The organism is Ruania halotolerans, assembly GCF_021049285.1.
Lineage (GTDB): Bacteria > Actinomycetota > Actinomycetes > Actinomycetales > Beutenbergiaceae > Ruania > Ruania halotolerans.
In genome coordinates this window covers 3415910-3440723 of the sequence record NZ_CP088017.1, presented here as the reverse complement: position 1 = coordinate 3440723, position 24814 = coordinate 3415910, and the positions used below count along the sequence as shown (strand labels likewise).

At 68.5% G+C, this 24814-nt stretch carries 24 protein-coding genes; 19 read left to right on the top strand and 5 right to left on the bottom strand.

The annotated features are described in order from the left end of the window. Positions 1 to 90: 90 nt before the first annotated feature. Complete coding sequence (locus tag LQF10_RS15495; protein WP_231064714.1) at positions 91 to 1491, bottom strand: AMP-binding protein; 1401 nt, start codon at positions 1489 to 1491, stop codon at positions 91 to 93. Between LQF10_RS15495 and LQF10_RS15490 the strand changes: the two genes are divergently transcribed. From LQF10_RS15490 to LQF10_RS15480, 3 genes are all read left to right on the top strand, one after another. Beyond that, the gene (locus LQF10_RS15490; RefSeq protein ID WP_231064713.1) at positions 1481 to 2422 is read left to right on the top strand and encodes a DUF3048 domain-containing protein; all 942 of its coding nucleotides are present in this window, start codon (positions 1481 to 1483) and stop codon (positions 2420 to 2422) included. The genes LQF10_RS15495 and LQF10_RS15490 overlap by 11 nt on opposite strands. A 33-nt stretch (positions 2423 to 2455) precedes the next feature. Then, positions 2456 to 3223: an LLM class F420-dependent oxidoreductase gene (locus LQF10_RS15485; protein WP_231064712.1), complete on the top strand. Its 768-nt coding sequence runs from the start codon at positions 2456 to 2458 to the stop codon at positions 3221 to 3223. 124 nt (positions 3224 to 3347) lie between these two features. After that, positions 3348 to 3509, top strand: a complete 162-nt coding sequence (locus LQF10_RS15480) for a hypothetical protein (RefSeq protein WP_231064711.1) — start codon at positions 3348 to 3350, stop codon at positions 3507 to 3509. A gap of 71 nt (positions 3510 to 3580) precedes the next feature. Here the strand turns inward: LQF10_RS15480 and LQF10_RS15475 are convergent, their stop codons facing one another. Genes LQF10_RS15475 through LQF10_RS15465 form a run of 3 tightly spaced genes read right to left on the bottom strand, consistent with a single transcriptional unit; the run spans position 3581 to position 5407 of the window. Next, entirely contained in the window at positions 3581 to 4540 is a 960-nt protein-coding gene (locus LQF10_RS15475; RefSeq protein WP_231064710.1) for a 1,4-dihydroxy-2-naphthoyl-CoA synthase, read from the bottom strand. Next, positions 4537 to 5082, bottom strand: a complete 546-nt coding sequence (locus LQF10_RS15470) for a TetR/AcrR family transcriptional regulator (protein WP_231064709.1) — start codon at positions 5080 to 5082, stop codon at positions 4537 to 4539. The genes LQF10_RS15475 and LQF10_RS15470 overlap by 4 nt, the downstream gene beginning before the upstream one ends. A 1-nt stretch (position 5083) precedes the next feature. Next, positions 5084 to 5407, bottom strand: a complete 324-nt coding sequence (locus LQF10_RS15465) for a DMT family transporter (protein WP_231064708.1) — start codon at positions 5405 to 5407, stop codon at positions 5084 to 5086. Positions 5408 to 5490: 83 nt separating this feature from the next. Between LQF10_RS15465 and LQF10_RS15460 the strand changes: the two genes are divergently transcribed. The 3 genes from LQF10_RS15460 (at position 5491) to LQF10_RS15450 (ending at position 9706) form a co-directional block, all read left to right on the top strand. Continuing rightward, positions 5491 to 6438, top strand: a complete 948-nt coding sequence (locus LQF10_RS15460; RefSeq protein ID WP_231064707.1) for an o-succinylbenzoate synthase — start codon at positions 5491 to 5493, stop codon at positions 6436 to 6438. After that, complete coding sequence (menD, locus tag LQF10_RS15455) at positions 6435 to 8066, top strand: 2-succinyl-5-enolpyruvyl-6-hydroxy-3-cyclohexene-1-carboxylic-acid synthase (protein ID WP_231064706.1); 1632 nt, start codon at positions 6435 to 6437, stop codon at positions 8064 to 8066. The genes LQF10_RS15460 and menD overlap by 4 nt, the downstream gene beginning before the upstream one ends. A 176-nt stretch (positions 8067 to 8242) precedes the next feature. Next, positions 8243 to 9706 (top strand): S1C family serine protease, encoded by a 1464-nt coding sequence (locus tag LQF10_RS15450; protein WP_231064705.1) that lies wholly within the window; start codon positions 8243 to 8245, stop codon positions 9704 to 9706. On the opposite strand, the gene LQF10_RS15445 is transcribed toward LQF10_RS15450, so the two are convergent. Then, complete coding sequence (locus LQF10_RS15445) at positions 9703 to 11001, bottom strand: isochorismate synthase (RefSeq protein WP_231064704.1); 1299 nt, start codon at positions 10999 to 11001, stop codon at positions 9703 to 9705. The two genes, LQF10_RS15450 and LQF10_RS15445, sit on opposite strands and share 4 nt — an antisense overlap. Before the next feature lie 112 nt (positions 11002 to 11113). Between LQF10_RS15445 and LQF10_RS15440 the strand changes: the two genes are divergently transcribed. From LQF10_RS15440 to nuoK, 13 genes are all read left to right on the top strand, one after another. Beyond that, positions 11114 to 11809: a demethylmenaquinone methyltransferase gene (locus tag LQF10_RS15440; protein WP_231064703.1), complete on the top strand. Its 696-nt coding sequence runs from the start codon at positions 11114 to 11116 to the stop codon at positions 11807 to 11809. A gap of 341 nt (positions 11810 to 12150) precedes the next feature. Beyond that, positions 12151 to 13446 (top strand): geranylgeranyl reductase family protein, encoded by a 1296-nt coding sequence (locus LQF10_RS15435; protein WP_231064702.1) that lies wholly within the window; start codon positions 12151 to 12153, stop codon positions 13444 to 13446. Positions 13447 to 13525: 79 nt separating this feature from the next. After that, the gene (locus LQF10_RS15430) at positions 13526 to 13885 is read left to right on the top strand and encodes an NADH-quinone oxidoreductase subunit A (protein WP_231064701.1); all 360 of its coding nucleotides are present in this window, start codon (positions 13526 to 13528) and stop codon (positions 13883 to 13885) included. Positions 13886 to 13901: 16 nt separating this feature from the next. Next, the gene (locus LQF10_RS15425) at positions 13902 to 14459 is read left to right on the top strand and encodes a NuoB/complex I 20 kDa subunit family protein (protein ID WP_231064700.1); all 558 of its coding nucleotides are present in this window, start codon (positions 13902 to 13904) and stop codon (positions 14457 to 14459) included. Then, entirely contained in the window at positions 14456 to 15223 is a 768-nt protein-coding gene (locus tag LQF10_RS15420; RefSeq protein WP_290371110.1) for an NADH-quinone oxidoreductase subunit C, read from the top strand. Before LQF10_RS15425 ends, LQF10_RS15420 begins: the two co-directional genes overlap by 4 nt. Continuing rightward, positions 15223 to 16587: an NADH-quinone oxidoreductase subunit D gene (locus LQF10_RS15415; protein WP_231064699.1), complete on the top strand. Its 1365-nt coding sequence runs from the start codon at positions 15223 to 15225 to the stop codon at positions 16585 to 16587. The genes LQF10_RS15420 and LQF10_RS15415 overlap by 1 nt, the downstream gene beginning before the upstream one ends. Further along, complete coding sequence (gene nuoE / locus LQF10_RS15410) at positions 16587 to 17429, top strand: NADH-quinone oxidoreductase subunit NuoE (RefSeq protein WP_231064698.1); 843 nt, start codon at positions 16587 to 16589, stop codon at positions 17427 to 17429. The genes LQF10_RS15415 and nuoE overlap by 1 nt, the downstream gene beginning before the upstream one ends. Continuing rightward, positions 17426 to 18727, top strand: coding sequence for an NADH-quinone oxidoreductase subunit NuoF (nuoF, locus tag LQF10_RS15405; protein WP_231064697.1), 1302 nt, complete (start codon positions 17426 to 17428; stop codon positions 18725 to 18727). The genes nuoE and nuoF overlap by 4 nt, the downstream gene beginning before the upstream one ends. Further along, complete coding sequence (locus LQF10_RS15400; protein WP_231064696.1) at positions 18724 to 21387, top strand: NADH-quinone oxidoreductase subunit G; 2664 nt, start codon at positions 18724 to 18726, stop codon at positions 21385 to 21387. Before nuoF ends, LQF10_RS15400 begins: the two co-directional genes overlap by 4 nt. Beyond that, on the top strand, positions 21384 to 22802 hold the full coding sequence (gene nuoH / locus LQF10_RS15395) for an NADH-quinone oxidoreductase subunit NuoH (protein ID WP_231064695.1): 1419 nt from the start codon (positions 21384 to 21386) through the stop codon (positions 22800 to 22802). Before LQF10_RS15400 ends, nuoH begins: the two co-directional genes overlap by 4 nt. 124 nt (positions 22803 to 22926) lie before the next feature. Continuing rightward, positions 22927 to 23535 (top strand): NADH-quinone oxidoreductase subunit NuoI, encoded by a 609-nt coding sequence (nuoI, locus tag LQF10_RS15390; RefSeq protein ID WP_231067361.1) that lies wholly within the window; start codon positions 22927 to 22929, stop codon positions 23533 to 23535. Then, positions 23532 to 24518, top strand: coding sequence for an NADH-quinone oxidoreductase subunit J (locus LQF10_RS15385; RefSeq protein WP_231064694.1), 987 nt, complete (start codon positions 23532 to 23534; stop codon positions 24516 to 24518). The genes nuoI and LQF10_RS15385 overlap by 4 nt, the downstream gene beginning before the upstream one ends. Further along, a complete protein-coding gene (gene nuoK, locus LQF10_RS15380) occupies positions 24515 to 24814 on the top strand; it encodes an NADH-quinone oxidoreductase subunit NuoK (RefSeq protein ID WP_231064693.1) in 300 nt (99 codons plus the stop codon). The genes LQF10_RS15385 and nuoK overlap by 4 nt, the downstream gene beginning before the upstream one ends.

The following is a 24814-nucleotide window of genomic DNA, read 5'->3' as shown; positions in this document are numbered from 1 at the left end:
CTCGGAGAAGGATAATCCGCCGTCGATCCGGTCGACCATCTCGACGAGGGTTCCTGCACGTGGAGATCGTTGATTCGATCGGCGGTGGGCTCAGGTGCTGGCGCCATGGACCTCGGCGGAGCCGTCGGCCACCGCCTGGGCGGCGAGACTGGCAGCCATCAGCCGGTCCACTTTCCCCGGGCCGCGGCGGGGCAGTTCAGGCATCCGCACCATGGCACGGGGGGCGTGTGGTCCACCCCCGGCCCGGGTGCGCAGGTCCGCCAACGTCGCCGAGCCGACGATGACGGCCGTCACGAGATCACCCCAGGTCGGGTCGGGTACCCCCACCACCACGCACTCGGCCAGACCTGGCGTTCCGGACAGCCTGCGCTCCACCTCACCCGGGTGCACGTTCACGCCTCCTGTCACCAGGACGTCGTCCAACCGGCCGTGCACCACGAGTTTCTCGTCCGCCCACGCACCCGAGTCGGTGGTGCGCAGCCATCGGCGCCCGTTCTCGGTCACGAACTCCGAGATGAGCACCGCGCCGTTCGATGGATCATCTGCAGTCTCCTGGAGGTAGGCCTCGGCCAGTACCGGGCCGCTGATCTCAATCCGGCCCCCCTCGCCAAGGCGCACCAGGACGTCGTCAAGTGGGACGCCGTCGTACACGCACCCGCCGCAGGTCTCGGTCATCCCATAGGTGGTGACCACCGGTACCCCGGCCGACCTGGCTCGTACGAGGAGGGCCGCGGGTGTGGCAGCCCCACCGATGAGAACGGCAGCGCACGTCCGCAGAGCCGCGAGTGCGACCTCGGCATCGGGCTCCGAGTGGCCCGGGCCGAGGAGTCGCATGAGCTGAGTCGGAACCAGGGAGACATACCTTGGTAGGTCCGCGCGCATCCGGACGACGGCGGCGGCCAGTTCCGCCGGGTCGAACCTTCCGTCGGGGGTGCTCTCGGGCTCGACGCCGGCCGCCAGCGAGCGGATCAGCACCTGTATCCCGGCCACATGGTCCGGCGGCAGGGTCAGCAGCCACTGCCCGGGGCCGGCGAGGCGGGCGTGGGTGGCCGCGGCGCTGGTGAGCAGTGCGTCGGCGCTCAGGGCTACCGCCCTGCCCGTACCTGAGGTCGATCCGGAGGTGCCGAGCACCAGCGCGGTCCGTGGATGTTCGGCCACCTGCTCGCCCACCCGCTGGGCCGTGGTACCCAGCATCAGGGGCGGTCCGCCGTCCAGAGCATCGCGCAGCCGGGGTAGCAGGGTGGACAGGTCGCGACCGAGCACCCGCTCAGCGTACGGGGTGGCGAGATACGGGTCGTAGAGTGGGCGCGTGCCCGCCGCAGTGCTTGCCCCCGCCCGGACCACAGGTCGTTCGCGACGACCTGCCAGTGCGCGCTGCTGGGCGGCGCCGCTACTATCGGTGGCATTGATCGCCGGTTGCACCGCGACCGAGGATCCCGAGCCGTCGCCGACGCCCACGACGGCCTCACCGAGCCCGGTGGTGGCGGACAAGCAGGCGCCGCCCGAGCCCGAGATCACTCCGAGGTGGCCGCTCACCGGTGCCGTGGCCGGTGACGAGTTGGTGGAACGCCCGGCGATGTCGATCAAGATCGAGAACTCGGAAGCGGCGCGCCCGCAGACAGGGCTGCAGGCGGCCGACGTGGTGTGGGAGGAGATGGTGGAGGGCGGGATCACCCGCTTCAACGCCGTCTACCACTCCGACCTGCCGGCCCAAGTGGGCCCGGTGCGGTCGGTGCGACCGATGGACGCGGCGATCTCGGCATCCTATGGCGGGCTCCTCGTGGCCTCGGGCGGTCAGGCTCCGTTCATCAATGGCGCTCGAGACGCCGGTCTGCAGATCCTCACCGACGATCTGGGACACGGCGGCTTCACCCGCAGCAGCGCCCGGCTCGCACCACACAATCTGTATGGGACGCCGTCGTTGTTCCTGGACCAGGCAGATGAGAGCCACACCGAACCACCGGCTGAACAGTTGGAGTTCGCGCGCCGCGCGGACGGGGCCACCGCGATGAGCGAGGGAACGCCGGCCGACGAGGTCACGATCTCCTTCCCGAGCGCGAGACCATCGTGGTCCTGGAACGCCGGTGATGAGGTCTGGGAGCGGCACGAGAGCGGTGAGCCGGCTACCACGGAGGACGCCGGCCGGATCACGGCGGTGAACGTCGTGGTGCTGCGGGTGGAGATCTCCACCACCGCCTACGTGGACCCGTCGGGAGCGAATGTGCCCGAGACGATCCTCTCCGGAGGAGGTGCGGCGATTGTTGCCAGCGGTGGACACTCGATCGAGGTGTCCTGGTCCAAAGATGACCCGAGCGCACCCGTGGTGCTCACCTCGGCCGATGGCGAGTCGGTCGACCTCGCTCCTGGCAACACGTGGATCGAGCTGGTTCCCACCTCGGGTTCCAGCGTTGCTGTGTCATGACCCGACGACAAAGCAGGCCCTGGAGGAGAATCGATGACTGATGTGCGTATTGGTGTTCAACTGCAGCCCCAGCATGCGGGGGAGTACGGGCTGATCCGCGACGCCGTCCTGCGTGCCGAGGAGGCCGGTGTGGACGTGGTCTTCAACTGGGACCACTTCTACCCGCTCACCGGAGACCCGGAGGGGTACCACTACGAGTGCTGGACGATGCTCGGTGCCTGGGCGGAACAGACCGAGCGGGTGCAGATCGGCGCTTTGGTGACCGGTGGTGGCTACCGCAACCCGGACCTCCTCGCCGATATGGCTCGCACTGTCGATCACATCAGCGGCGGGCGGCTCATCCTCGGTGTCGGCGCGGGCTGGAACGAGCGGGACTACACCGAGTACCAGTACGAGTTCGGCACCCCCGGCACCCGGTTGGCGCTGCTCAAGGACTATCTGCCGCGGATTGTCTCCCGGCTGGATCGGCTTCACCCGCGCGCCGTGGGCGATCTGCCCGTACTCGTCGGCGGCGGCGGTGAGCGCAAGACGCTGCGGCTGGTGGCTGAGCACGCGAACATCTGGCACGGCTTCGGCGATCTGGAGACGTTCACCCACAAGAGCGGCGTTCTCGAGCAGCACTGCGCCGATGTCGGACGCGATCCTGCCACGATCGCCCGATCCACGGCCTGGCCCGGCGTGGACCAGGCGGAGAAGTTCGTCGAGGTCGGCGCGAGCCTGTTCACCATCGGTACCAGCGGACCGGAGTACAACCTGGACGAGGTGCGGGCGGCCCTCGCCTGGCGTGACGCGCGCGGCTGACCGGGCACCGTCTCACCATCATTCCCCAGGATGATGAGGCGCTCGTGCGCGGGAATGACAGACCCGGTGGAGGTCCCGTCCCAGGGGCGATGACCGGAGCGGGTGCTTCGCCCAGGATCGAGATATGACAACGATCAATGCTCCGATGCCGACCGACCCGCGCCCCGTGCGGGACTCCCTCCTTCCCGCCGCGATCTCTTTGGTGGCCGTGCTTGCGGTGGTCAGCGGCCTCGCTGCCGCCGCGGGCCTCGTGGTCCGGGCGGTCGCCACCTATGTGATCGGCTGACCGCTGCGTTCCTGACCGTGCGAGCGCTCTCGAACGTGCAGGCGGCGGACGTCATCGGCCGGTCGGGGCCGTCAGTAGTAGTACGGGAAGCCCGACCAGTCCGGGTCGCGCTTGGCCAGGAACGCGTCGCGCCCCTCCACGGCCTCGTCGGTCATGTAGCCCATCCGGGTGGCCTCCCCGGCGAACACCTGCTGGCCGGCCATCCCGTCGTCGGCGAGATTGAATGCGAACTTCAGCATCCGGATCGCCTGCGGTGACTTGGTGGCGATGATCCGTGCGTACTCCAGCGCCCGCTCCTCGAGCTCGGCGTGCGGCACCGCCTCGTTGATCGCGCCCCATCGTTCGGCCTGCTCGGCAGAGTACTCCCGGGCGAGGAAGAAGATCTCCCGGGCGCGCTTGTCGCCCACCTGCCGGGCGAGCAGTGCGGAGCCGTAGCCGGCGTCGAAAGACCCGACGTTCGCATCGGTCTGCATGAACTTCGCGTGCTCGGCCGAGGCGATGGTCAGATCGGCCACCACGTGCAAGCTGTGTCCCCCTCCGGCGGCCCACCCGGGCACGACGGCGATCACCGGCTTGGGCATGGTGCGAATCAGTCGCTGCACCTCGAGGATGTGCAGTCGCCCCGCGCGTGCGGGGTCCACCTCGCCGGGCGTCTCGCCTTCGTAGCGGTAGCCGTCCCTGCCCCGGATGCGCTGGTCACCACCGGAGCAGAACGCCCAGCCGCCGTCCTTCGGGCTCGGTCCGTTCCCGGTGAGTAGCACTGCAGCCACATCGGAGCTCATCCGCGCGTGGTCGAGGGCGCGGAACAGTTCGTCCACGGTATGCGGACGGAATGCGTTGCGTACCTCGGGGCGGTCGAACGCGATCCGCACCACCGGCAGGTCGCGAGCGGCGCCCTCGCCCGTGCGGGCCGACCGATCCACGCCGCGGTGATAGGTGATGTCGGTGAAGTCGAAGCCGTTGATCGTCCTCCACCGCTGCGGGTCGAACAGTTCGGAAACGGACGCCGGCACGGGTGGGTTCTCGCTCACCCGCCCACTGTAACGAGCGTCCGGGCGAGCAGGTCCCGTGCCAGGGTGGCCGGGTCCTGGCCTTCGCTCAGCGCGGTGATGGCGGCGCCATCGATGACGGCGACCACGAGTTCGGCGTCCAGACCGATCGGGCCGGTGATGCGCTCGACCGCTGCGTCCACGCGGGCCCGCCCGGCGGCGTAGGCGGCGGCCACCGCCTCACTGCGGCCGGCGCCGGCGAGGTGCTCATAGTGCCCACGTACCTGGTCAGGTTCGGGGAGCACTGCCTCGACCGCCGCGGAGATCCGCGTGTGCTGCGGCGCGGCCGCCTCGAGGCGGTCGGCCACCCGCTCTGCCTGCTCGGCCCACCGAGCGACGATCTGGGTTCCGGCGGCGGTGACGAGATCGCTGAGCGAGGCGAAGTAGTACGTGGTGGCCGAGAGCGAGCAGCCTGCCCGGGTAGCGACCTCCCGGTGGGTGAGGGCCGTCGGGCCCTGCTCGAGCAGCACCTGAACGGCCGCGGTCAGCACGGCCTGACGGCGCCGCTCTCCCTTAGAGGTCACCTCAGTGCTCGGAGCCGGAGAGGTTGAGTCCCACGACTCCAGCGACGATCAGCACCAGTGAGACGATCTTGAGCACGCTCACACCCTCGCCCAACCAGACCATCCCGACCACCGCCGTCAGGCTGGCGCCGATGCCGACCCAGACCGCGTAGGCAGTGCCGACCGGGAGGCTGCGTAGTGCGTAGGCCAGCCCCGCCATACTCGCCACGAGCGAGACCACGAACACCACCGACGGCCACAGCTTCGTGAAACCCTCCGACGCCTTGAGGCTCGTCGCCCACACCGTTTCCAGCATCCCCGACACGATCAACACGACCCACGCCATGACTCCACCTCAACTTTCTAGTACTAACGTACCAGAATGGTTGCTTCCCAATCGGGCAGGTGGCGGACCCCTATCCTGAGCGGGTGAGAACGGCGTGCTACTCGATCGGCCTGCGGACCCGGTTCCGCGGACTGGACCGGCGCGATGGGATGGTGATCGAGGGCGAGGCCGGCTGGGGTGAGTTCTCCCCGTTCTGGGAGTACGGCGTCGAAGAATCCCGCGCCTGGTGGGCTGCCGCCCATGAAGCGGCCACCCTCCCGTACCCGGACCCTGTTCGCACGCGCATCCCGGTCAACGTCACCGTCCCGGCCACCACGCCCGAGCGCGCCCACGCGATCGTCACCGCCAGCGGTGGCTGCCGCACAGCCAAAGTGAAAGTGGCCGAACCGGGCCAGACCCTGGGCGAGGAGCAGGCCCGTCTGGAGGCCGTGCGGGACGCTCTCGGATCGAGTGGGGCGATCCGGATTGACGCCAATGCTGCGTGGGATCTGGACGAAGCCTCGCGCCGCCTCCCGATCCTGGACCGTGCCGCCGGTGGCCTGGAGTACGCGGAGCAGCCGTGCGCCGCCGTCGAGGACCTGGCCACGCTCCGCCGCCGAGGCAACGTCCCGATCGCTGCCGATGAGTCCATCCGCCGCGCAGCCGACCCGTTCGCCGTTGTCCGCGCCGAGGCGGCGGACGTGGTGGTGCTCAAGGTGCAGCCGCTCGGCGGTGTGCGAGCAGCGCTGCGGATCGCGGAGCAGATCGGTCTGCCGGTGGTGGTCTCCTCGGCGCTGGAATCCTCCGTCGGGATCGCCGCCGGAGTGGCGCTCGCGGCGGCCCTGCCCGAACTGCCCTACGCCTGCGGTCTGGCCACCGTGCACCTGTTCGAACGGGACGTCGTCGGCGACCCGCTGCTTCCCACGAACGGCGAACTGCCGGTACGCCGCGTGGCCCCCGAACCACACCTGCTCGAGGCTGCGGCTGCCGACGAGGCGGTCACCGCGCGCTGGCACGATCGACTGGCTGCCGTGACAGGATCGCGGGCATGACCAACCCGTCCACCGCGCGTGCGCGGGCCGTCGTGACCGCTCTGGTGGCCGCTGGGGTCCGGGATGTGGTGCTCGCGCCTGGGTCCAGGAGCGCACCGCTCGCCTATGCGTTGCACGCAGCTGAGAGCGCCGGCTGGCTCCAGGTCCACATCCGCATCGACGAGCGTTCGGCCGGATTCGTCGCACTCGGGATCGCCCGGGTGCGCCCGGCCGCTGTGGTCACCACCTCCGGCACTGCCGTGGCGAACCTGCACCCCGCGGTGCTCGAGGCCGCCCACTCCGGGGCACCGCTGGTGGTCGTCAGTGCCGACCGGCCGCACGAGCTGCGCGGCGTCGGGGCGAACCAGACCACCGACCAGGTGAAGATCTTCGGCTCGACCGTCCGCAGCTTCACCGAACTGCCCGCCGACGATGCCGACCCGGCGCGCGGAGTACGCAGTGCCGTCACTCGCGCCGTGCTGGCCGCCATCGGCGCCCGCACCCGCACACCCGGGCCGGTGCACCTGAACGTCGCCTTCCGTGACCCGCTCACTCCCGACGACGGTCCGTGGGTCGAGGAGATCCCCTCGCCGGTGCAGGTGATCGGCAGTCAACCGGGCGAGCCCGTGGCGCTGCCGCGCGGTCCGCGCACGGTGGTGGTGGCCGGCGACGGCGCCCCATCGGCAGCCTCTGTCGAACAGGCGGCCTCCTGGGGGTGGCCGATCCTCGCCGAACCCTCTTCCGGCCTGCGCGGCGCCGCCACTGCGGTGGTCGCCGGTCGTGTGATCGTCGAGGAGCTGGCCGACCAGATCGAGCGGGTGGTGGTGCTCGGCCGGCCCACGCTGAGCCGCCCGGTCACCCGGCTACTCGCCCGCGACGACGTGGACGTGGTTGTGGTGCCCGGCACTGCCGACTGGGCCGATGTCGCCGGAACCGCGCGAGTGATCGCCGACGCCGTCGCCGTCCCCGGCGAACTCGATGACGGCGAGCAGGACTGGCTGCACCGATGGCTGGCGGCCTCGGTCGCGGTGGCAGCGGAGTTGGCCCAGCCGCGTCCGCTCGACGGCCCGGCGGTCGCCCACGCCGTGCTCGCGGCCGGTGGAACGGTGGTGCTTGGCTCTTCGATGGCGGTCCGCGACGCCGACCTGGCTGCACCAGCCGGCCCAGCACCCTCGGGAGCAACACGGGTGTTCGCCAACCGTGGCCTCGCGGGCATTGACGGCACCATCTCCACGGCCACCGGGCTGGCGCTGACCGGTACCCCGGTGCGAGCTTTGATGGGAGACCTCACCTTCGCCCACGACGTCGGAGGCCTCGCCCGCGGCCGCCTCGAACGCGAGGTGGACCTGCAGGTGGTCGTGCTCAACGATGATGGCGGCTCCATCTTCGCCACGCTCGAGCACGGCAAGAACGAGTACGCCCACACCTTCGGCCGGTTCTTCGCCACCCCGCAGGGTGTCGACATCGCGGCGCTCGCGGCCGGGTTTGGAGCGGTCTACCGCCGCGTGAGTACAGCCGCGGAGTTGGCTGAGACGCTCACGATGCCGGTTCGCGGTCGCAGTGTGGTCGAGGTCCGGCTGGATCCCGACACCGCACGGCAACGTGCGGAGACGATGACGGCCCGGCTGCGCGAGGTCGTCCGGAGCTAGGCACCGCCCACACTCTGAATCCATTTCTCGTGACTGAACCTGCGCCGTCGTGGGTTCACCCAGGAAAACTGGGTTCACATGACCTGTGGCTGTGATTCCCAGGAGGCTCTCAGGAACAGTTCAGCCGCACGACAGGTCAAGGCGTTGAGATGGGTCCATCACCGTAAGGAGGACTCATGAACGAGCAGTATCGTCCCGGTTCAGAGGGGCCCGCCGCCGAGCCGCAGGGTCACCGACCGACGCCAGACCACCCCATCCCTGCCCCACCGCCACAGCAGCAGTCGTCCCAGCAGCCCGCCTCGGCACACGGAGCCGCAGGCCCTGCCATGCAGGCCGGCCCGGCTTCCTGGACGGCCACCACTACACCGCCGAACCCCTACGCCTGGTCCGCTCCCACACCGGCGGGCGGTGCCGGGAGTGCCGGGAGTGCCGGCCATGCAGGCGGGCACGGTCATCCCCACGGGCCGAACCCGATGCCCACACCTGCACCACCGGCCGCCCAGCAGGCGACGCAGCCGGGCAATCACCCACCGGCTCTCGCACCGCGCGGCAAGCGGCAGCGCCCCTGGTTGATGGTCGGCGCGGCCGCGATCCTCTCGGCCATGCTGGCCAGCGGCGGCACCGCCCTGGCGCTCCACGGCATCGCCGACTCAAGCGATTCCGCGCTGACCCAGGTGTCCGCTGGCACCACCGTGGCCCCGGCCGCCGATGGCAGCCCGAACTGGCAGGCGGTCGCCGAATCGGTGCGTCCGAGTGTGGTGGCCATCGACGCCGCGTCCCAGCGGGGGCAAGGCGCCGGCTCCGGGGTGATCATCGACGCTGATTCGGGTTACGTGCTCACCAACAACCATGTGGTCGAGGGCGCCCAGCAGCTGGCCGTCACGCTCAGCGACGGGCGGATGTACGAGGCGGAGATCGTCGGTACCGACCCCGCCACCGACCTTGCCGTGCTCCAGCTCTCCGACCCGCCGGAGGACCTCGCGGCAGCAACGCTCGGCACCTCGGAGGATGTCGCCGTCGGAGAGAACGTGATGGCCGTGGGCAACCCGCTCGGGCTGGACTCCACCGTCACCACGGGGATCGTCTCGGCCCTGGACCGCCCGGTGGGCACCACCGACCAGCAGTCGCAGGAGTCGGTCGTCACCAATGCCATCCAGATCGACGCGGCCATCAACCCCGGGAACTCCGGCGGTCCGCTATTCGACTCGGAGGGCCACGTGATCGGCATCACCTCCTCCATCGCCACAGACGGCCAGTCGTCGGGCAGTATCGGCCTCGGCTTCGCGATCCCCGTGGACCTCGCCACGAACATCGCCGATCAGCTCATCTCCGACGGTTCAGCAGAGCACGCCTATCTGGGCGTGACCCTCACCGACGAGACCGTCACGGCGGACGGATCCACTCGATCGGGCGCCGCCGTGCACGAGGTGATGGATGGCACGCCGGCTGCCGAGGCCGGCCTGCAGTCCGGCGATGTGATCGTCCAGATCGACGACCACGCCGTGGGAGGTGCCACCTCCCTCACCGGGTACGTGCGGACCTACTCCTCGGGCGACCAGGTAAGCCTCGGCGTGGTCCGGGATGGTCAGCTGGACGAGGTGATGGTCACGCTCGCCGCCCGGGAGGATGTGACGTCCTAGTGAGCCAATGCGGTCCGCATCGGCTCCAGCTTCGCCTCGGACTCAGCGATCTCAGCCGCTGGGTCTGAGGCGGCGACGATCCCGCACCCAGCGAACAACCGTAACGACCGGCCATCCTGGGCCACCTCGGCAGAGCGCAGGGCGATGCCCCACTCACCGTCACCGTCGGCGCCGATCCAGCCCACCGGCCCGGCGTATCGCGCGCGGTCCATGTGCTCGTGTTCGGCGATGATCCGGGCGGCCACGTCGGTGGGAGTGCCGCACACGGCTGCCGTGGGGTGTAGTGCGGCCGCCACCTGCAGTGAGGACATGTCGGCATGAGCGTCATCGAGCACCGCGGTCACGTCCGTGGCCAGGTGCATCACGTTCGGCAGGTGCAGCACGAAGGGCGCCTCGGGTGCGCTGGTGGACGCCGCATAGGGTTCCAGCGAGCGCGTCAGGGAGTCCACGGCGAACTCATGCTCCTCGAGGTCCTTCGAGGAGCGGGCCAGGGAGGCCGCGCGGGCCAAGTCTGCTTCGTCGTTCCCGGTGCGCTGGATCGTCCCGGCCAGCACGCGGGACGAGAGCAGTCCGCGCTCGCGGCGTACCAGCAACTCCGGGGTCGCACCCACCAGGGAGTCGACGGCGAACGTCCAACAGGTCGGGTAATCCTCGGCCAGAGCACCGAGCAGCCGGCGCACGTCCACGGGGGAGTCCAATTGTGCGATGACATCGCGGGCCATCACCACCTTGGCCACATCCCGGGACTTGATCAGTCGCACCACGTCGGCGACGGCGTCCCCCCACTGCGGTGCAGGCAACGCACCGTCGGTGTAGGTCACATCAGGCCGAGCGAGGGCCTCCTCGCGGGCGGTGCGCAGCGCCGTCGGGTTGGGCGGAGGCTGCAGTTCGGACGCTGAGGTGATCGTGGTCAGCCACGCCGCTGTGCCGCGGCGCCCGGCGACCACCCGGGGGACCACGAGCGTGCCGCCGGCCTCGGACTCGGGCGAGAACGCGAAAGAGCCGAACGCGACCGGCCCGGTCCCGGGCCGGCGTACCTCGTCGCGCACGACCATGTGCTGAGCCACGTCACGCCAGCGCTGATCTGCCTCGGCGAAACGTTGCTCGCCGCTGGTCTCGATCCGCAGCGCCTCACCCCAGCCGATGATCCCCTCGCCGCGCCGGACCCACGCCAACGCGCAGGCGGGCGAGGCCGCCGGAAGGAGGTCGAACAGGGAGCCGAGCGCCTCCTCAGGAACGGAGATCGTTCGCGCGAGCAGGGTCGGCGGCCAGGGTTCGGCAGCTGCATCGGTCATCGCTCGCCAGCCTATTCCGGGCTGGGGCTGTTCCACCCGCTGGCATCGGTGATGCTGGTCACGTGGCAGGCGAACGCTCCGCGGAACTGTGGAGTGTGGCGATACTAGAGGTATGTCACGAGCCAGCCTGGCCAAGGATCCGCGCGAGGTCGCAGGAATGTTCGACGGTGTCGCACCCGCCTACGACCTCACCAACGATGTGCTCTCGATGGGAATGGACCGGCTGTGGCGGGTTCGCACGCGTGCGGCAGTCGGTGCAGTGCCGGGGGAGCGTGTGCTCGATCTGGCCGCAGGCACCGGCACCTCCAGCGAGCCGTACGCCGATGCCGGGATTGACGTCGTCCCGTGCGACTTCTCTGCCGGGATGGTGGCCGTGGGCAAGCGCCGCCGGCCCGACCTGAACTTTGTGGTGGGCGATGCCACCGCCCTTCCGTTTGCCGAGGCGAGCTTCGATGCGGTCACGATCTCCTTCGGGCTGCGCAACGTCGTCGATACGACGGCGGCCCTCGCCGAGATGTTCCGCGTCACCGTACCGGGGGGCCGGCTCGTGATCTGTGAGTTCTCCACACCACCAAACGCCGCCTGGCGGCGGCTGTACGGCTTCTACCGGGATCAGGTGCTCCCGAGGGTGGCCGCGCTCGTGAGCTCCAACAATGACGCCTACTCCTACCTCTCGGAGTCGATCGCGCAGTGGCCGGACCAGCGGGCGCTGGCGGGTCTGCTGCACGAGGCCGGCTGGCGTTCGGTGGCCTACCGGAACCTGAGCGGCGGCATTGTGGCGCTGCACCGAGCGACGAAGCCCGCGTGAACCGTCGTCCGATCCCGGGGATCGGACATCGCATGGTCACCGATGGACCATCGCAGCGACCATCGCTCCAGACGGACCGCCGCATGAATCGCATCCAGGGATTTACGATACTCAGGCATAGCGAAAAAACCGCAGAATCGTGCGCCAAAGCCAGGGCGCCGATGGTCTCGTGCACACCCAGAGCGGGGTAGCCTAGGCGTCGAGAACCGACCCGCCGATGCAGGTTCGGTGCTCCGCCGTGGCCGCATGCCGGTTGCTGGGCTGACCCGGGAGGGCCCCAGCTCACCTGGTGCGGACGGTGAACCTGAGGCAGATCAGCGACGAGACAGGTCGGGTGGAACGTGCGCAGCACAGTCGATGACGCAGACGTCATCGTCGTCGGCGCAGGCCCGGCCGGTGCCGCAAGCGCGCACTACCTCGCGGCTGCGGGCCTCGAGGTACTCCTGCTGGAGAAGGGCACATTCCCACGGGACAAGATCTGCGGTGACGGGCTGACGCCGCGCGCGGTATCGGAACTCATCCGGATGGGTGTGCCCACCCCGGCCGAGGACGGCTGGATCCGCAATCGCGGCCTACGCGTGATCGGTGGCGGGCACACCATCCACCTGCCGTGGCCGCAGATCGAGCGCTACCCCGATTACGGCCTGGCGAAGGCCCGCACCGATCTGGACGCCACGCTCGCGTACCACGCGCGCGCCACCGGGGCGAAGCTCCTTGAGGGCACGTCAGTGACCGGCCCGCTGCTCGATGACCGCACCGGCCGGGTGATCGGTGTCGAAGCCAAGCAGGTGGACGGCAAGGGTCGGCGGGTGGACGGCGAGCCGCTGACCTTCCGTGCCCCTGTGGTGATCGGGGCCGACGGCGTCTCCGCCCGGATGGCCACCTCGCTCGGGTTGGCCAAGATGGAGCGACGTCCGATGGGTGTGGCCGTGCGGACCTATTTCCGCACTCCCCGTCACAACGACGAGTGGATGGAATCGCACCTCGAGCTGTGGGACGGGGAACCGGGCAGGTCCCAGCTCCTGCCCGGCTACGGCTGGATCTTCGCCCTCGGCAACGGGCTGGCGAACGTAGGGCTCGGCTCAGTGAGCTCAACTGCCAAGGCGACCCAGCTCGATTACAAGTCGCTGTTCGCGGCCTGGATGCGCAACGCTCCGCCGGAGTGGGAGTTCACCCCGGAGAACCAGGAGGGCCCTGTGCGTGGCGCGGCCTTGCCGATGGCTTTCAACCGGCAGCCGCTGTATACCCGCGGTCTGCTGCTGGTGGGCGATTCCGGCGGCATGATCTCCCCGTTCAACGGCGAGGGCATCGCCTACGGTCTGCAAGCCGGACGCGTGGCGGCCGACGTGATCGCCCAGGCACTCGCCCGGACCAGCGACGCAGCGCGGGAACGGACATTGGCCACCTACCCGGAGCGGATGCGAGCCGACCTGGGCGGCTACTTCAGCCTCGGCCGGGCATTCGTGAAGCTCATCGAGAACCCGCGGGTGATGCGGATCTGCACCACGTACGGCCTGCCTCGCCCGACGCTGATGAAGATCGTGCTGAAACTGCTTTCGGACAGTTACGACACCCGCGGTGGGGACCCCACTGACCGGGTCATCACCGCGCTGACCAAGATGGTGCCGGCCGCATGAGACACCGACAGACCAAGACGACGGCGCCCTGCCACCTCGGCCAGCCGCCGTCGGGAAGCACCGCCCGAAGGAAGAACTCATGACGAATCCGTACGTCCCGCTGCTGATCATGGGCCTGCTGGCGCTCGTGATGGGCCTGGGTGGGCTCGCCGCCAGCACGGTGATCGGCCCCAAGCGGTACAACAAGATCAAGGTGGACGCCTACGAGTGCGGTATTCAGCCGTCCCCACATGCGGCGTCCGGTCGATTCCCGGTGAAGTACTACATCGTGGCGATGACGTTCATCATCTTCGATATCGAGGTCGTGTTTCTTTACCCGTGGGCGGTCGCGTTCTCCGAACTCGCCACCTTCGGGCTGATCGCAATGCTCACGTTCCTCGTGCTGATCACGGTGCCATTCGTCTACGAATGGCGCCGCGGCGGCCTGGACTGGGACTGAGGAAGGAGGAGAAACCATGGGACTCGAAGACAAGCTTCCTAGCGGCTTCATGCTCGGCAAGGTGGAGGACCTGGTGGGGTGGGTCCGCAGTTCGTCGATGTGGCCCGTCACGATGGGCCTGGCGTGCTGCGCCATCGAGATGATGGCGGCCGGGACCTCCCGGTTCGACATCTCCCGGTTCGGTATGGAGGTCTTCCGCGCCTCGCCGCGTCAGGCGGACCTGATGATCGTCTCCGGCCGGCTCAGTCACAAAATGGCCCCGGTGATCCGCACCGTGTACGACCAGATGAGCGACCCCAAGTGGGTGATCTCCATGGGTGTGTGCGCCTCCTCGGGCGGCATGTTCAACAACTACGCGATCGTGCAGGGTGTGGACCACGTGCTTCCCGTGGATGTGTACCTGCCCGGTTGCCCGCCACGGCCGGAGATGTTGATCAACGCCATCCTCGAACTGCACGAGCAGGTCGTGAAGAACGAGCCGCTCGCCGGTAACCGCGCCGAGGTGCGCGCGAAGGTGGAGGCTGCCGCGCTCCAGGCGGTTCCCACGCACCAGATGAAGGGCTTGCTCGCGTGACGGACGAGGAGAAGAACAACGACGTCACCAGCCCTGCCCAGGAGGCGCAGGAGGCCGGCTCGCAGCACCTGGACCAGGTGGCCGAGCCGGGCGGGCGCGCCCCGCTGGACCTCGTGGAGGTCCGCTCGGGGATGTTCGGGGTCCGCGGCACCGGGGACACCTCCGGATTCGGCGGTCTGCAGCGCGTGGTGGCATTGCCGGGAGCCACGCCCCGCCCGTACGGCAGCTACTTCGACGAGGTGGTTGACATTCTCGCCGAGGTGCTCGGCGAGGCTGGTGTGGCCTACGACGATGCCATCGAGAAGGTGGTGATCTTCCGCGACGAATGCACCCTGTTCGTACGCCGCGAGCACCTCCCGCTGGTGGCCCGCGCGCTGCGTGACGATCAGGATCTGCGCTTCGAGCTCTGCCTGGGCGTCAGTGGCGTGCACTACCCCAGCGATGCGGGACGGGAGTTGCACGCCGTGTACCCGCTGTTCTCCATCACGCACAACCGTGCGATCAGGCTCGAGGTTGCCGTGCCGGACGCTGACCCGCACATCCCCACGATCGTCGAGGTCTACCCGGCCAACGATTGGCACGAACGCGAGGCGTGGGACTTCTTCGGGATCATCTTCGACGGGCATCCCTCGTTGGCCCGCATCCAGATGCCGGACGACTGGCCCGGCCACCCACAGCGCAAGGACTACCCGCTCGGCGGGATCCCGGTCGAGTACAAGGGCGCCGAAGTGCCGTCGCCCGACAACCGGAGGTCGTACAACTGATGACTACTCCACCCACCACGTCCCGCCCCACGTCCACCGGCCCGGCCGGTGATGCCGGCGGTGCTCGTGAGTACACCGCCAGCGGCGGCGACTGGGACGAGATCAGCGCCGACGCGGAGGCCAATGCGGACGAGCGCATCGTCGTCAACATGGGCCCGCAGCACCCCTCGACGCATGGTGTGCTCCGGCTCGTGCTGGAGATCGAGGGCGAGACCGTCACTGAGACCCGCGCCGGGATCGGCTTCCTGCACACGGGCATCGAGAAGAACATGGAGTACCGCACCTGGACCCAGGGCGTGACGTACTGCACGCGGATGGACTACGTGGCCCCGCTGTTCCAGGAGGTCGCCTACTGCCTCGCGGTGGAGAAGCTGCTCGACATCACTGAGGACGTACCCGAGCGGGCCAGCCTGATCCGGGTGCTGATGATGGAGCTGAACCGGATCGCCTCGCACCTGATCGCGTTGGGCACCGGTGGGAACGAGCTCGGCGCCACCACGATGATGACCATCGGGTTCACCGCGCGCGAGCAGATCCTGTTGATCTTCGAGGCCATCACGGGTCTGCGGATGAACCATGGCTACATTCGCCCCGGTGGCGTCGCCCAGGATCTCCCGCCGGGAGCCACCCAGCAGGTGCGCGAATCCATCCCCACGATCCGGGACCGGATCGCCCAGATGGAGAAGCTGACCCTGAAGAACCCGATCTTCCTCGGCCGGTTGCAGGGCGTGGGTTACCTACCGCTCGCAGGAGCGATGGCTCTGGGTGCGGCCGGGCCGATTCTGCGTTCTGCGGGCCACCCGTTCGACCTGCGCAAGGCGCAGCCGTACTGCGGGTATGAGACCTACGACTTCGAGGTTCCGACCCACACCGACGCCGACTCCTACGCCCGCGTGGTGCTGCGGTTCAAGGAGATGCGGGAATCGCTGAAGATCGTGCAGCAGGTGCTTGATCGCCTGGAGGCACAGGACCGGACGGGCAAGCAGCCGGTCATGGTGGAGGACAAGCGGATCGCATGGCCAGCGCAGCTCTCCGTGGGCAGCGATGGGCAGGGCAACTCCCTCGACCACATCCGCACCATCATGGGGACCTCGATGGAGGCGCTCATCCACCACTTCAAACTTGTCACCGAGGGATTCCGGGTGCCGGCCGGTCAGGTCTACCAGCAGATCGAGCACCCCAAGGGTGTTCTCGGGGTGCACCTCGTCTCCGACGGCGGAACGCGCCCGTACCGGGCACACTTCCGGGATCCGTCGTTCAACAACCTGCAGACGGTCGGGATGATGTGTGAGGGCGGGACCATCGCCGATGTGGTGGTCGCCGTTGCCTCGATCGACCCGGTGATGGGAGGGGTGGACCGCTGATGGCCACGATCACGAGCAGCTACTCCGGTGAGGTTCTCGAGCGTCTGAGCACGGACGCCCAGGCCATCCTGGCGCGTTATCCCGAGCCCCGATCGGCGCTCCTGCCGTTGCTCCACCTGGTGCAGTCCCAGGACGGTTACGTCAGCCCTGCCGGGATCGGCTTCTGTGCCGACGTCCTGGACCTCTCGCGGGCTTCGGTGTCCGCCGTGGCCACCTTCTACAGCCAGTACAAGCGCCACCCCAATGGCACCTACACGGTCGGCATCTGCACCAACACGCTCTGCGCCGTCATGGGCGGTGACGCGATCTTCGACCATCTCGCGGACAAGCTCGGCATAGGGCACGACGAGACCACTGAGGACGGCACGATCACCCTGGAGCGGGTGGAGTGCAATGCCGCCTGTGACTACGCCCCGGTGATGATGATCAACTGGGAGTTCTTCGACAACCAGACGCCCGCCTCCGCCGCAGAGACGGTGGACAAGCTGCTCGCCGGTGAGCCGGTCGCCCCCACCAGGGGAGCAAGCTCCGTGGCCACCTTCAAGGAGGTCTCCCGGGTACTGGCCGGTTTCGAGGACGGCCGCGCCGATGAGGGAATCGCTGCCGGCCCCGCCACGCTGGTGGGGCTGGAGCTGGCTCGCAAGAACGGATGGCGAGCCCCTGGCGACGAGGACGGAGCCGATGAGGGCGCCGCGGGACCGGACGTGGCCGCTGATGCGGCCGCCTCCGGCGCTGACCCTGTGGGAGACGAGGGTTCCAGCGCCGAGCGCGAGCCGAGCACGCCGGCGGACACCTCGGCCGAGACCGTGGCGGAGACAGACGAGAAGGGGACCGACCGATGAGTACCCTCGCACCGATCCTGAGCGATATCTGGGACGCACCGCAGTCGTGGAAGTTGGACACCTATGTGTCCCGGCACGGCTATGACGGTCTGCGCACGGCCATGACGACCGACCCAGCGGATCTGATCACCATGGTGAAGGACTCCGGACTGCGCGGTCGCGGCGGAGCCGGCTTCCCGACGGGCCTGAAGTGGAGCTTCCTGCCGAAACCGGACGGTGGCCCCCGCTACCTCGTGGTCAATGCGGATGAGTCCGAACCTGGGACCTGCAAGGACATCCCGCTGATGCTGGCGAACCCGCACGCCCTTCTTGAGGGAGTGGCGATCACCGCCGTCGCGATCGGCTGCAACCACGCCTTCATCTACCTGCGTGGAGAAGTCGTGCACGTCTACCGGCGCCTGCTCGCGGCCGTCCGAGAGGCGAAAGAGGCAGGGTTCCTCGGCAACGACGTCCTCGGTACCGGCTATGACCTCGAGGTCACCGTGCACGCCGGCGCGGGCGCCTACATCTGCGGTGAGGAGACCGCACTGTTGGACTCCCTGGAGGGCCGGCGCGGCCAGCCCCGGCTCAAGCCTCCGTTCCCCGCGGTGGCGGGCCTGTACGCGCGCCCCACCGTGGTGAACAACGTGGAGAGCATCGCCTCGGTGCCGCAGATCGTGCGCCGCGGCGCGGATTGGTTCGCGGGCATGGGCACGGAGAAGTCCAAGGGACACGGCCTGTTCTCCCTCTCCGGACACGTCACCCGGCCGGGGCAGTACGAGGCCCCGCTCGGAATCACGTTCCGTGAGCTGCTCGACATGGCCGGCGGAGTCCGTGATGGCCATCGCTTGAAGTTCTGGACCCCGGGTGGATCCTCCACCCCGATCCTGACCGATGAGCACCTCGATGTGGTGCTCGATTATGAGTCGGTCGGTGCAGCGGGCTCGATGCTTGCCACCCGCGCTCTGCAGATCTTTGACGAGACCACCTCAGTGGTGCGCTGCGTGACCCGATGGATCGACTTCTACCAGCACGAGTCCTGTGGCAAGTGCACGCCCTGCCGCGAGGGGACCTTCTGGTTGAAGCAGATCCTGCAGCGCATCGAGGCCGGCCAGGGCACCGAATCCGATATCGACCTGCTGCTCGATGTGGCCGGCAACATTGAGGGAAGGTCGTTCTGCGCCCTCGGCGACGCCGCCGCCACACCCGTCAAGAGCGCGATCAAGTACTTCCGCTCCGAGTTCGAGCAGGGTCTGCACACCCCCGCCTGGGAGCTGTTCCCCTACGAAGCCAACACCGCTATCGGAGTGACGTCATGACCGCTCCTGCCACGACGACCGACGCCGTCACGAAGCCTGACGACGTCACCCTCACCATCGACGGCGTTGAGGTGTCCGTACCCAAGGGCACCCTGGTGATCCGCGCGGCCGAGCAGATCGGTGTGCAGATCCCACGATTCTGTGACCACCCGCTGCTCAAGCCGGCCGGCGCTTGCCGGCAATGTCTGGTGGAGGTGGCTGCACCGGACCGTGAGGGCAACGTGCGCCCCATGCCGAAACCGCAGACCTCCTGCACCCTGGAGGTGATGCCGGGGATGCAGGTGAGTACCCAGCACTCCTCGGCGGTGGCCGAGAAGGCGCAGCGCGGGCAGATCGAGTTCCTGTTGATCAACCATCCGTTGGACTGCCCGGTCTGTGACAAGGGCGGCGAGTGCCCACTGCAGAATCAGGCACTCTCCAACGGCAGCGGCACCTCCCGCTTCACTGGGGTCAAGCGCACCTTCCCGAAGCCGATCAAGATCTCCACCCAGATCCTGCTCGACCGGGATCGGTGCATCCTGTGCCAACGCTGCACCCGGTTCTCCGATGAGATCGCCGGCGATACGTTCATCGACCTGCAAGGCCGGGGTGGTGGGACCCCACACGGGGACGACCACGGATTGCCGGCGCAGCAGATCGGCCGTTTCGACGAGGCCATCCTCGGCTTCGCCGGTGGGGTGCAGGCCACCGACGACGGCACCGTCGGGCCCGGGGGGCGTGCTGCGCTGATCGCCGGTACTGGGGAGAGCACTCCGACGATGGGCGAGGCCGCCCTGGATGCATCGGGCCGCCCGTTCGCGTCCTACTTCTCCGGCAACACTGTGCAGATCTGCCCCGTGGGCGCACTCACCTCGGCTGCCTACCGGTTCCGGTCCCGTCCGTTCGATCTGGTCTCCACGCCCTCCATCGGCGAGCACGACGCATGCGGGAGCGCCATCCGGATCGACCACCGCCGCGGTGTAGTGATGCGCCGCCTCGCCGGAGACGACCCGGGAGTGAACGAGGAGTGGATCACCGATAAGGACCGGTTCGCGTTCGCCTGGCAGAGTGCACCGGATGTGCTCACCAGCCCGCTGGTGCGAGATGAGCAGACCGGTGAACTGGTCCCCACCAGTTGGTCCGAGGCGGCGCACCTGGCGGCACAAGCGCTCACGGCCGCCCGTCACAGCTCCGGCGTGGGCGTACTCCCCGGGGGCCGGCTGACTGTCGAGGACGCCTACGCCTGGTCGAAGTTCGCCCGCGTGGTGCTCGGCACCAACGATGTCGACTTCCGGGCGCGGGCACACTCGGCAGAGGAGGCTGACTTCCTCGCCCACCGCGTGGCCGGCACCGGAATGGACGTGACCTTCACTGACCTCGAGACGGCGGGGGAAGTGCTCCTCGTCGGGTTCGAGCCCGAAGAGGAAGCGGGCACGATCTTCCTGCGCCTGCGTAAGGGTGTGCTGGCAGGGACGGTGCACGTCAACGCGATCGCGCCCCTCACCAGCCGTGGCAGCACCAAACTGCGCGCCGAGGTGCTGCACACCGTCCCAGGTGGTGAGGCCGAGGTGCTCGCCTCGCTGGCCGACGGCGTTCCGGCGCCTTCCCGCGAGGAGGACAGTTCCGCCTCGCCGCTTTCTGCACTGAGTGAGCGCGTGCGCACCGAGGGGACCGTGATCCTCGCCGGTGAGCGGCTGGCCGGCGTTCCGGGTGCCTTCACTGCCCTCCTGCGGCTGGCCGCAGAGACCGGTGCGCGGGTGGCGTGGGTGCCCCGGCGTGCGGGGGACCGCGGCGCGGTGGAGGCCGGGCTGCTGCCCGGGCTGCTACCTGGCGGCCGGCCCGTCGCCGACGCCCAGGCCCGCGTGGATGTCTGCGCCGTCTGGGGTGTTGACTCCCTGCCTGAGGCGAGCGGTCGCGATCTCACCGGCATCTTGGAAGCCGCTCGCGATGGCGAGCTCGGTGCATTGCTGGTGGGCGGTGTGGACCTTGAGGACCTCCCCGACCCGGCATTGGCGGAGCAGGCGCTGTCCGCCGCCGGGACCGTCATCCAGCTCGAGGTGCGCCGCTCCGCTGTGACCGACCACGCGGACGTGGTGTTCCCCGTGGCCCCGCCCACCCACAAGGGCGGCACCTTCCTCACCTGGGAAGGGCGGCCCCGCCCGTTCGCCCCGGTGTTCGAAGGCGGGCTCAGCGATTCCCGGGTGCTCGACATGGTGGCCACGGCCGCCGGCGCGCAGCTCGGTGGGCGAAGCCTGGAGGCACTGCACGCAGAATTGGCTGAGTTCAGCGGCTGGGATGGAACTCATCCCGCGGCACCGCAGGTCGCGCCCTCGGGTGCGCCCGAGGTCGGTGCCGGTGGCGCAGTCCTTGCGTCCTGGCGGATGCAGCTCGATTCGGCACGCGGTCAGGACGGCGAGCCACACTTGGCTGGAACGGCGCGCCGGCCCGTGGCCATGCTCTCGGCAGGTACCGCCGCCGAGGTGGGGGTCTCGGACGGCGATCTGGTCCGGGTGAGCGGACCCGCCGGATCGATCGAGCTTCCGGCCGCGATCACGACGATGCCCGACCGCGTGGTCTGGCTGCCGCAGCACTCACCCGGCTCCTCGGTCCATCGGATGCTCGGCGCCGGGGCAGGGTCCGTGGTGGACTTGACCGCCCTCAGCACGGAGGTGCAGCGATGAACACCCCGAACGTGCCGATCCTCGCCAGTACCGGCGCGGCGGACTTCTCCGGCGACTCGATCGGCCTGATGTTCATCAAGGCCGCCGCGATCTTGGTCTTCCTGCTGCTCTCGGTACTGTTCGCGCTGTGGTTCGAGCGGCGCGTCATCGGCCGGTTCCAGCAGCGGCTCGGTCCGAATGTGCGCGGACCGTTCGGACTGGTGCAGTCGATCCCGGACGCCCTGAAGCTTCTGCTCAAGGAAGACATCACGGTCAAGGGCGCGGACAAGGTCATCTACTTCCTGGCACCACTGATCTCGGTGTTCTGCGCCTTCATGATCTTCGCGATCATCCCGTTCGGCCCGGCCGTACAGATCCCGTTCACCGACATCGTCACCCCGCTCCAGCTCACCGACCTGCCGGTCTCCGTGTTGTACTTCCTCGGCATCGCCGGTCTCGGGGTGTACGGCATCGTGCTCGGCGGGTGGTCCTCCGGCTCCACCTACCCACTGCTCGGATCGGTGCGGTCCACCGCCCAGATCATCTCCTACGAACTGGCGATGAGCCTGTCCCTGGTCAGCGTGCTGATCGTGTCCGGCTCCATGTCCACCTCCGAGATCGTGGACTCCCAGACCCAGCTGTGGTGGTCGGTCGCGCTGGCGCCGGCATTCGTGATCTACCTGATCTCGATGACCGGTGAGGTGAACCGGCTCCCGTTCGACCTGCCCGAGGCCGAGGGTGAGCTGGTGGCCGGGTACACCACCGAGTACTCGTCGATGAAGTTCGCCTGGTTCTTCCTCGCCGAGTACATCAACATGCTGAACGTCTCGGCGATCGCGACCACCCTGTTCATGGGGGGCTGGCGCGCCCCCTGGCCGATCTCGACCATCAATGACGGCATGTTCAACGAGGGCTGGTGGCCACTGCTGTGGTTCCTCATCAAGCTCTGGGGCTTCATGTTCTTCTTCGTCTGGTTGCGCGCCACATTGCTGCGGTTCCGCTACGACCAGTTCATGAACCTCGGCTGGAAGATCCTCATCCCGGTCTCCCTGGCCTGGGTGGTGGGCGTCGCCGTGATCCAAGGTGTGCGCCAGTTCACCGACATCAGCCTGCAGACGTTGCTGTTCATCCTGGCCGGGGCGCTAGTGGCCTTCGCCGTGGTGCTGCTCCTCCTCCCGGAGAAGCAGAAAGCCGACACAGCCGAGGCAGGCGGCACAGGCACGGCCGGCACAGGCAAGGCCGGCACAGGCAAGGCGACCTCGGCCACGGGCAGAAAAGCGCGCACGCATGAGGAGCCCGCCTTCGACGCCTTCGCAGGCGGATATCCGGTGCCCCCGCTGCCCGGGCAGAGCCTTCCTCCCTCACCCCGCAAGGCGAAAGTGACCGCTCCCGCCGGGGCCGAGAGTGCAACCGACAAGGAGAAGACCGATGGCTGACTCCCACCGGAAGCGATCGAGCCCGCGCAAGGACGTGGACAAGCAGAAGAACGCGATCGGCGCCACCTACGACGTGAACGACTTCGAGGTTGACGGCGATAGCGAGAAGAACGCGATCGAGGAGATGTTCGCCCCGGTGGCCGGCTTCGGGGTGACGATGGCCTCGCTGTTCCGCCCGGTGGTGACCGAGCAGTACCCGTTCGAGAAGAAGCCGACGGCACCGCGGTACCACGGACGCCACCAGTTGAACCGGCACCCGGACGGACTGGAGAAGTGCATCGGGTGCGAACTGTGCGCCTGGGCGTGCCCCGCAGATGCGATCTACGTCGAAGCCGGGAACAACACCCCGGAGGCGCAGTACGCACCCGGCGAGCGGTTCGGCAAGGTCTACCAGATCAATTACCTGCGGTGTATCTTCTGCGGGCTGTGCATCGAGGCATGCCCCACGCGTGCGCTGACGATGACGAATGACTACGAGCTGGCAGATACCTCACGCGCCGGAATGATCTTCGAGAAGGAGCAGTTGCTGGCTCCGCTGCGCTCGGGGATGCTCTCCGCCCCCCACCCGATGGCCGAAGGCACCACCGATGGTGACTACTACCGCGGCGCTGTGACCGGGCCCAGTCAAGAGCAGGTGGCCTGGGTACAGGAGAATCGCCCGGACGATCCCAGCCTGAAGGACGCCGCGAGCGCGGCGAGTGCGCCGACCCGCTCGCAGGGAGGTTCGCGATGAACGAGCTCGTCCTCTCCACCGGCGAGGCGGTGCTGTTCTGGGTACTTGCCCCGCTGATGGTGCTCGGCGCACTCGCGTTGCTGTTCGTCAAGCGCCCCGTGCACATCGCGGTGAGCATCGCTGGTGTGATGGTGGCCCTGGCCGTGCTGTACGTGGCACTGGAGGCGCCGTTCCTCGGGGCCGTGCAGGTGGTCGTCTACACCGGTGCGGTAATGATGATCTTCCTCTTCGTGATCATGCTGATCGGCGTGGACTCACGCGAATCGCTCACCGAGACGCTCGCCGGCCAACGCTGGATCGCTGTTCTTGGTGGTGGTGGACTCCTCGCCTTGGTGGTGGCGATCGTCACCCGGGCCACGTTCGGAGCCCCGGTGGGTCTGGCCTCGGCGAATGCAGACACGAATCCGGTCGGGGTGGCCCGGCTGATCTTCGGGGACTACGTTTTCCCGTTCGAACTCACCGCTGCCCTCCTGATCACCGCTGCGCTCGGCGCCCTGGTACTCAGCCACCGCCGTCGCCTCGGCCCCAAGACGGGGCAGAAGGAGACTGTCGAGCGCAAACTGAACGCACTGAAGGCAAGTGGCGGACACGTCGCGGTGCTGTCGGCTCCCGGCCCGGGCGTGTACGCGCGAACGAACTCCGCGGACATGCCCGCCATGAGTGCGAGCGGCGAGACACTCGATGCCTCCATCACCACCGTGCTGCGAACGCGGGGCCAGGTGATCCGCGACGACGAGGCCACCACAGAGACCGGCCGGGTGGCGATGATCGCCTCCGGCGCGCCCGTGGTCGACACGACCGACGACGCTCATGCGCAGTCCCGCGAGTCCTCCGACGGGATGGTTGAGGAGACAGTGTCCGAAGAGACAGTGCCCGAAGAGACAGTGCCCGAAGAGACAGTGCCCGAAGAGACGCTGCCGGAGGACACGCTGCCGGATATGCCGGACCGTCAGGCCGCCGAGAACGAGGGGGACGAGCGATGACCCTGGTGAACTACCTGGTGCTCTCCGGGATTCTCTTCTCCATCGGTGCGATCACCGTGCTCGTTCGGCGCAACGCACTGGTGGCGTTCATGGGTGTGGAGCTCATGTTGAACGCTGCGAACCTCATGCTCGTCACCTTCGCCCGCATGCACGGCGACCTGCAGGGGCAGGTGATTGCCTTCTTCGTGATGGTGGTTGCCGCGGCCGAAGTGGTCATCGGATTGGCGATCATCGTGTCCATCCACCGAACCCGCGGGTCTGCGTCCCTCGATGACGTCAACCTGCTGAAGAACTGA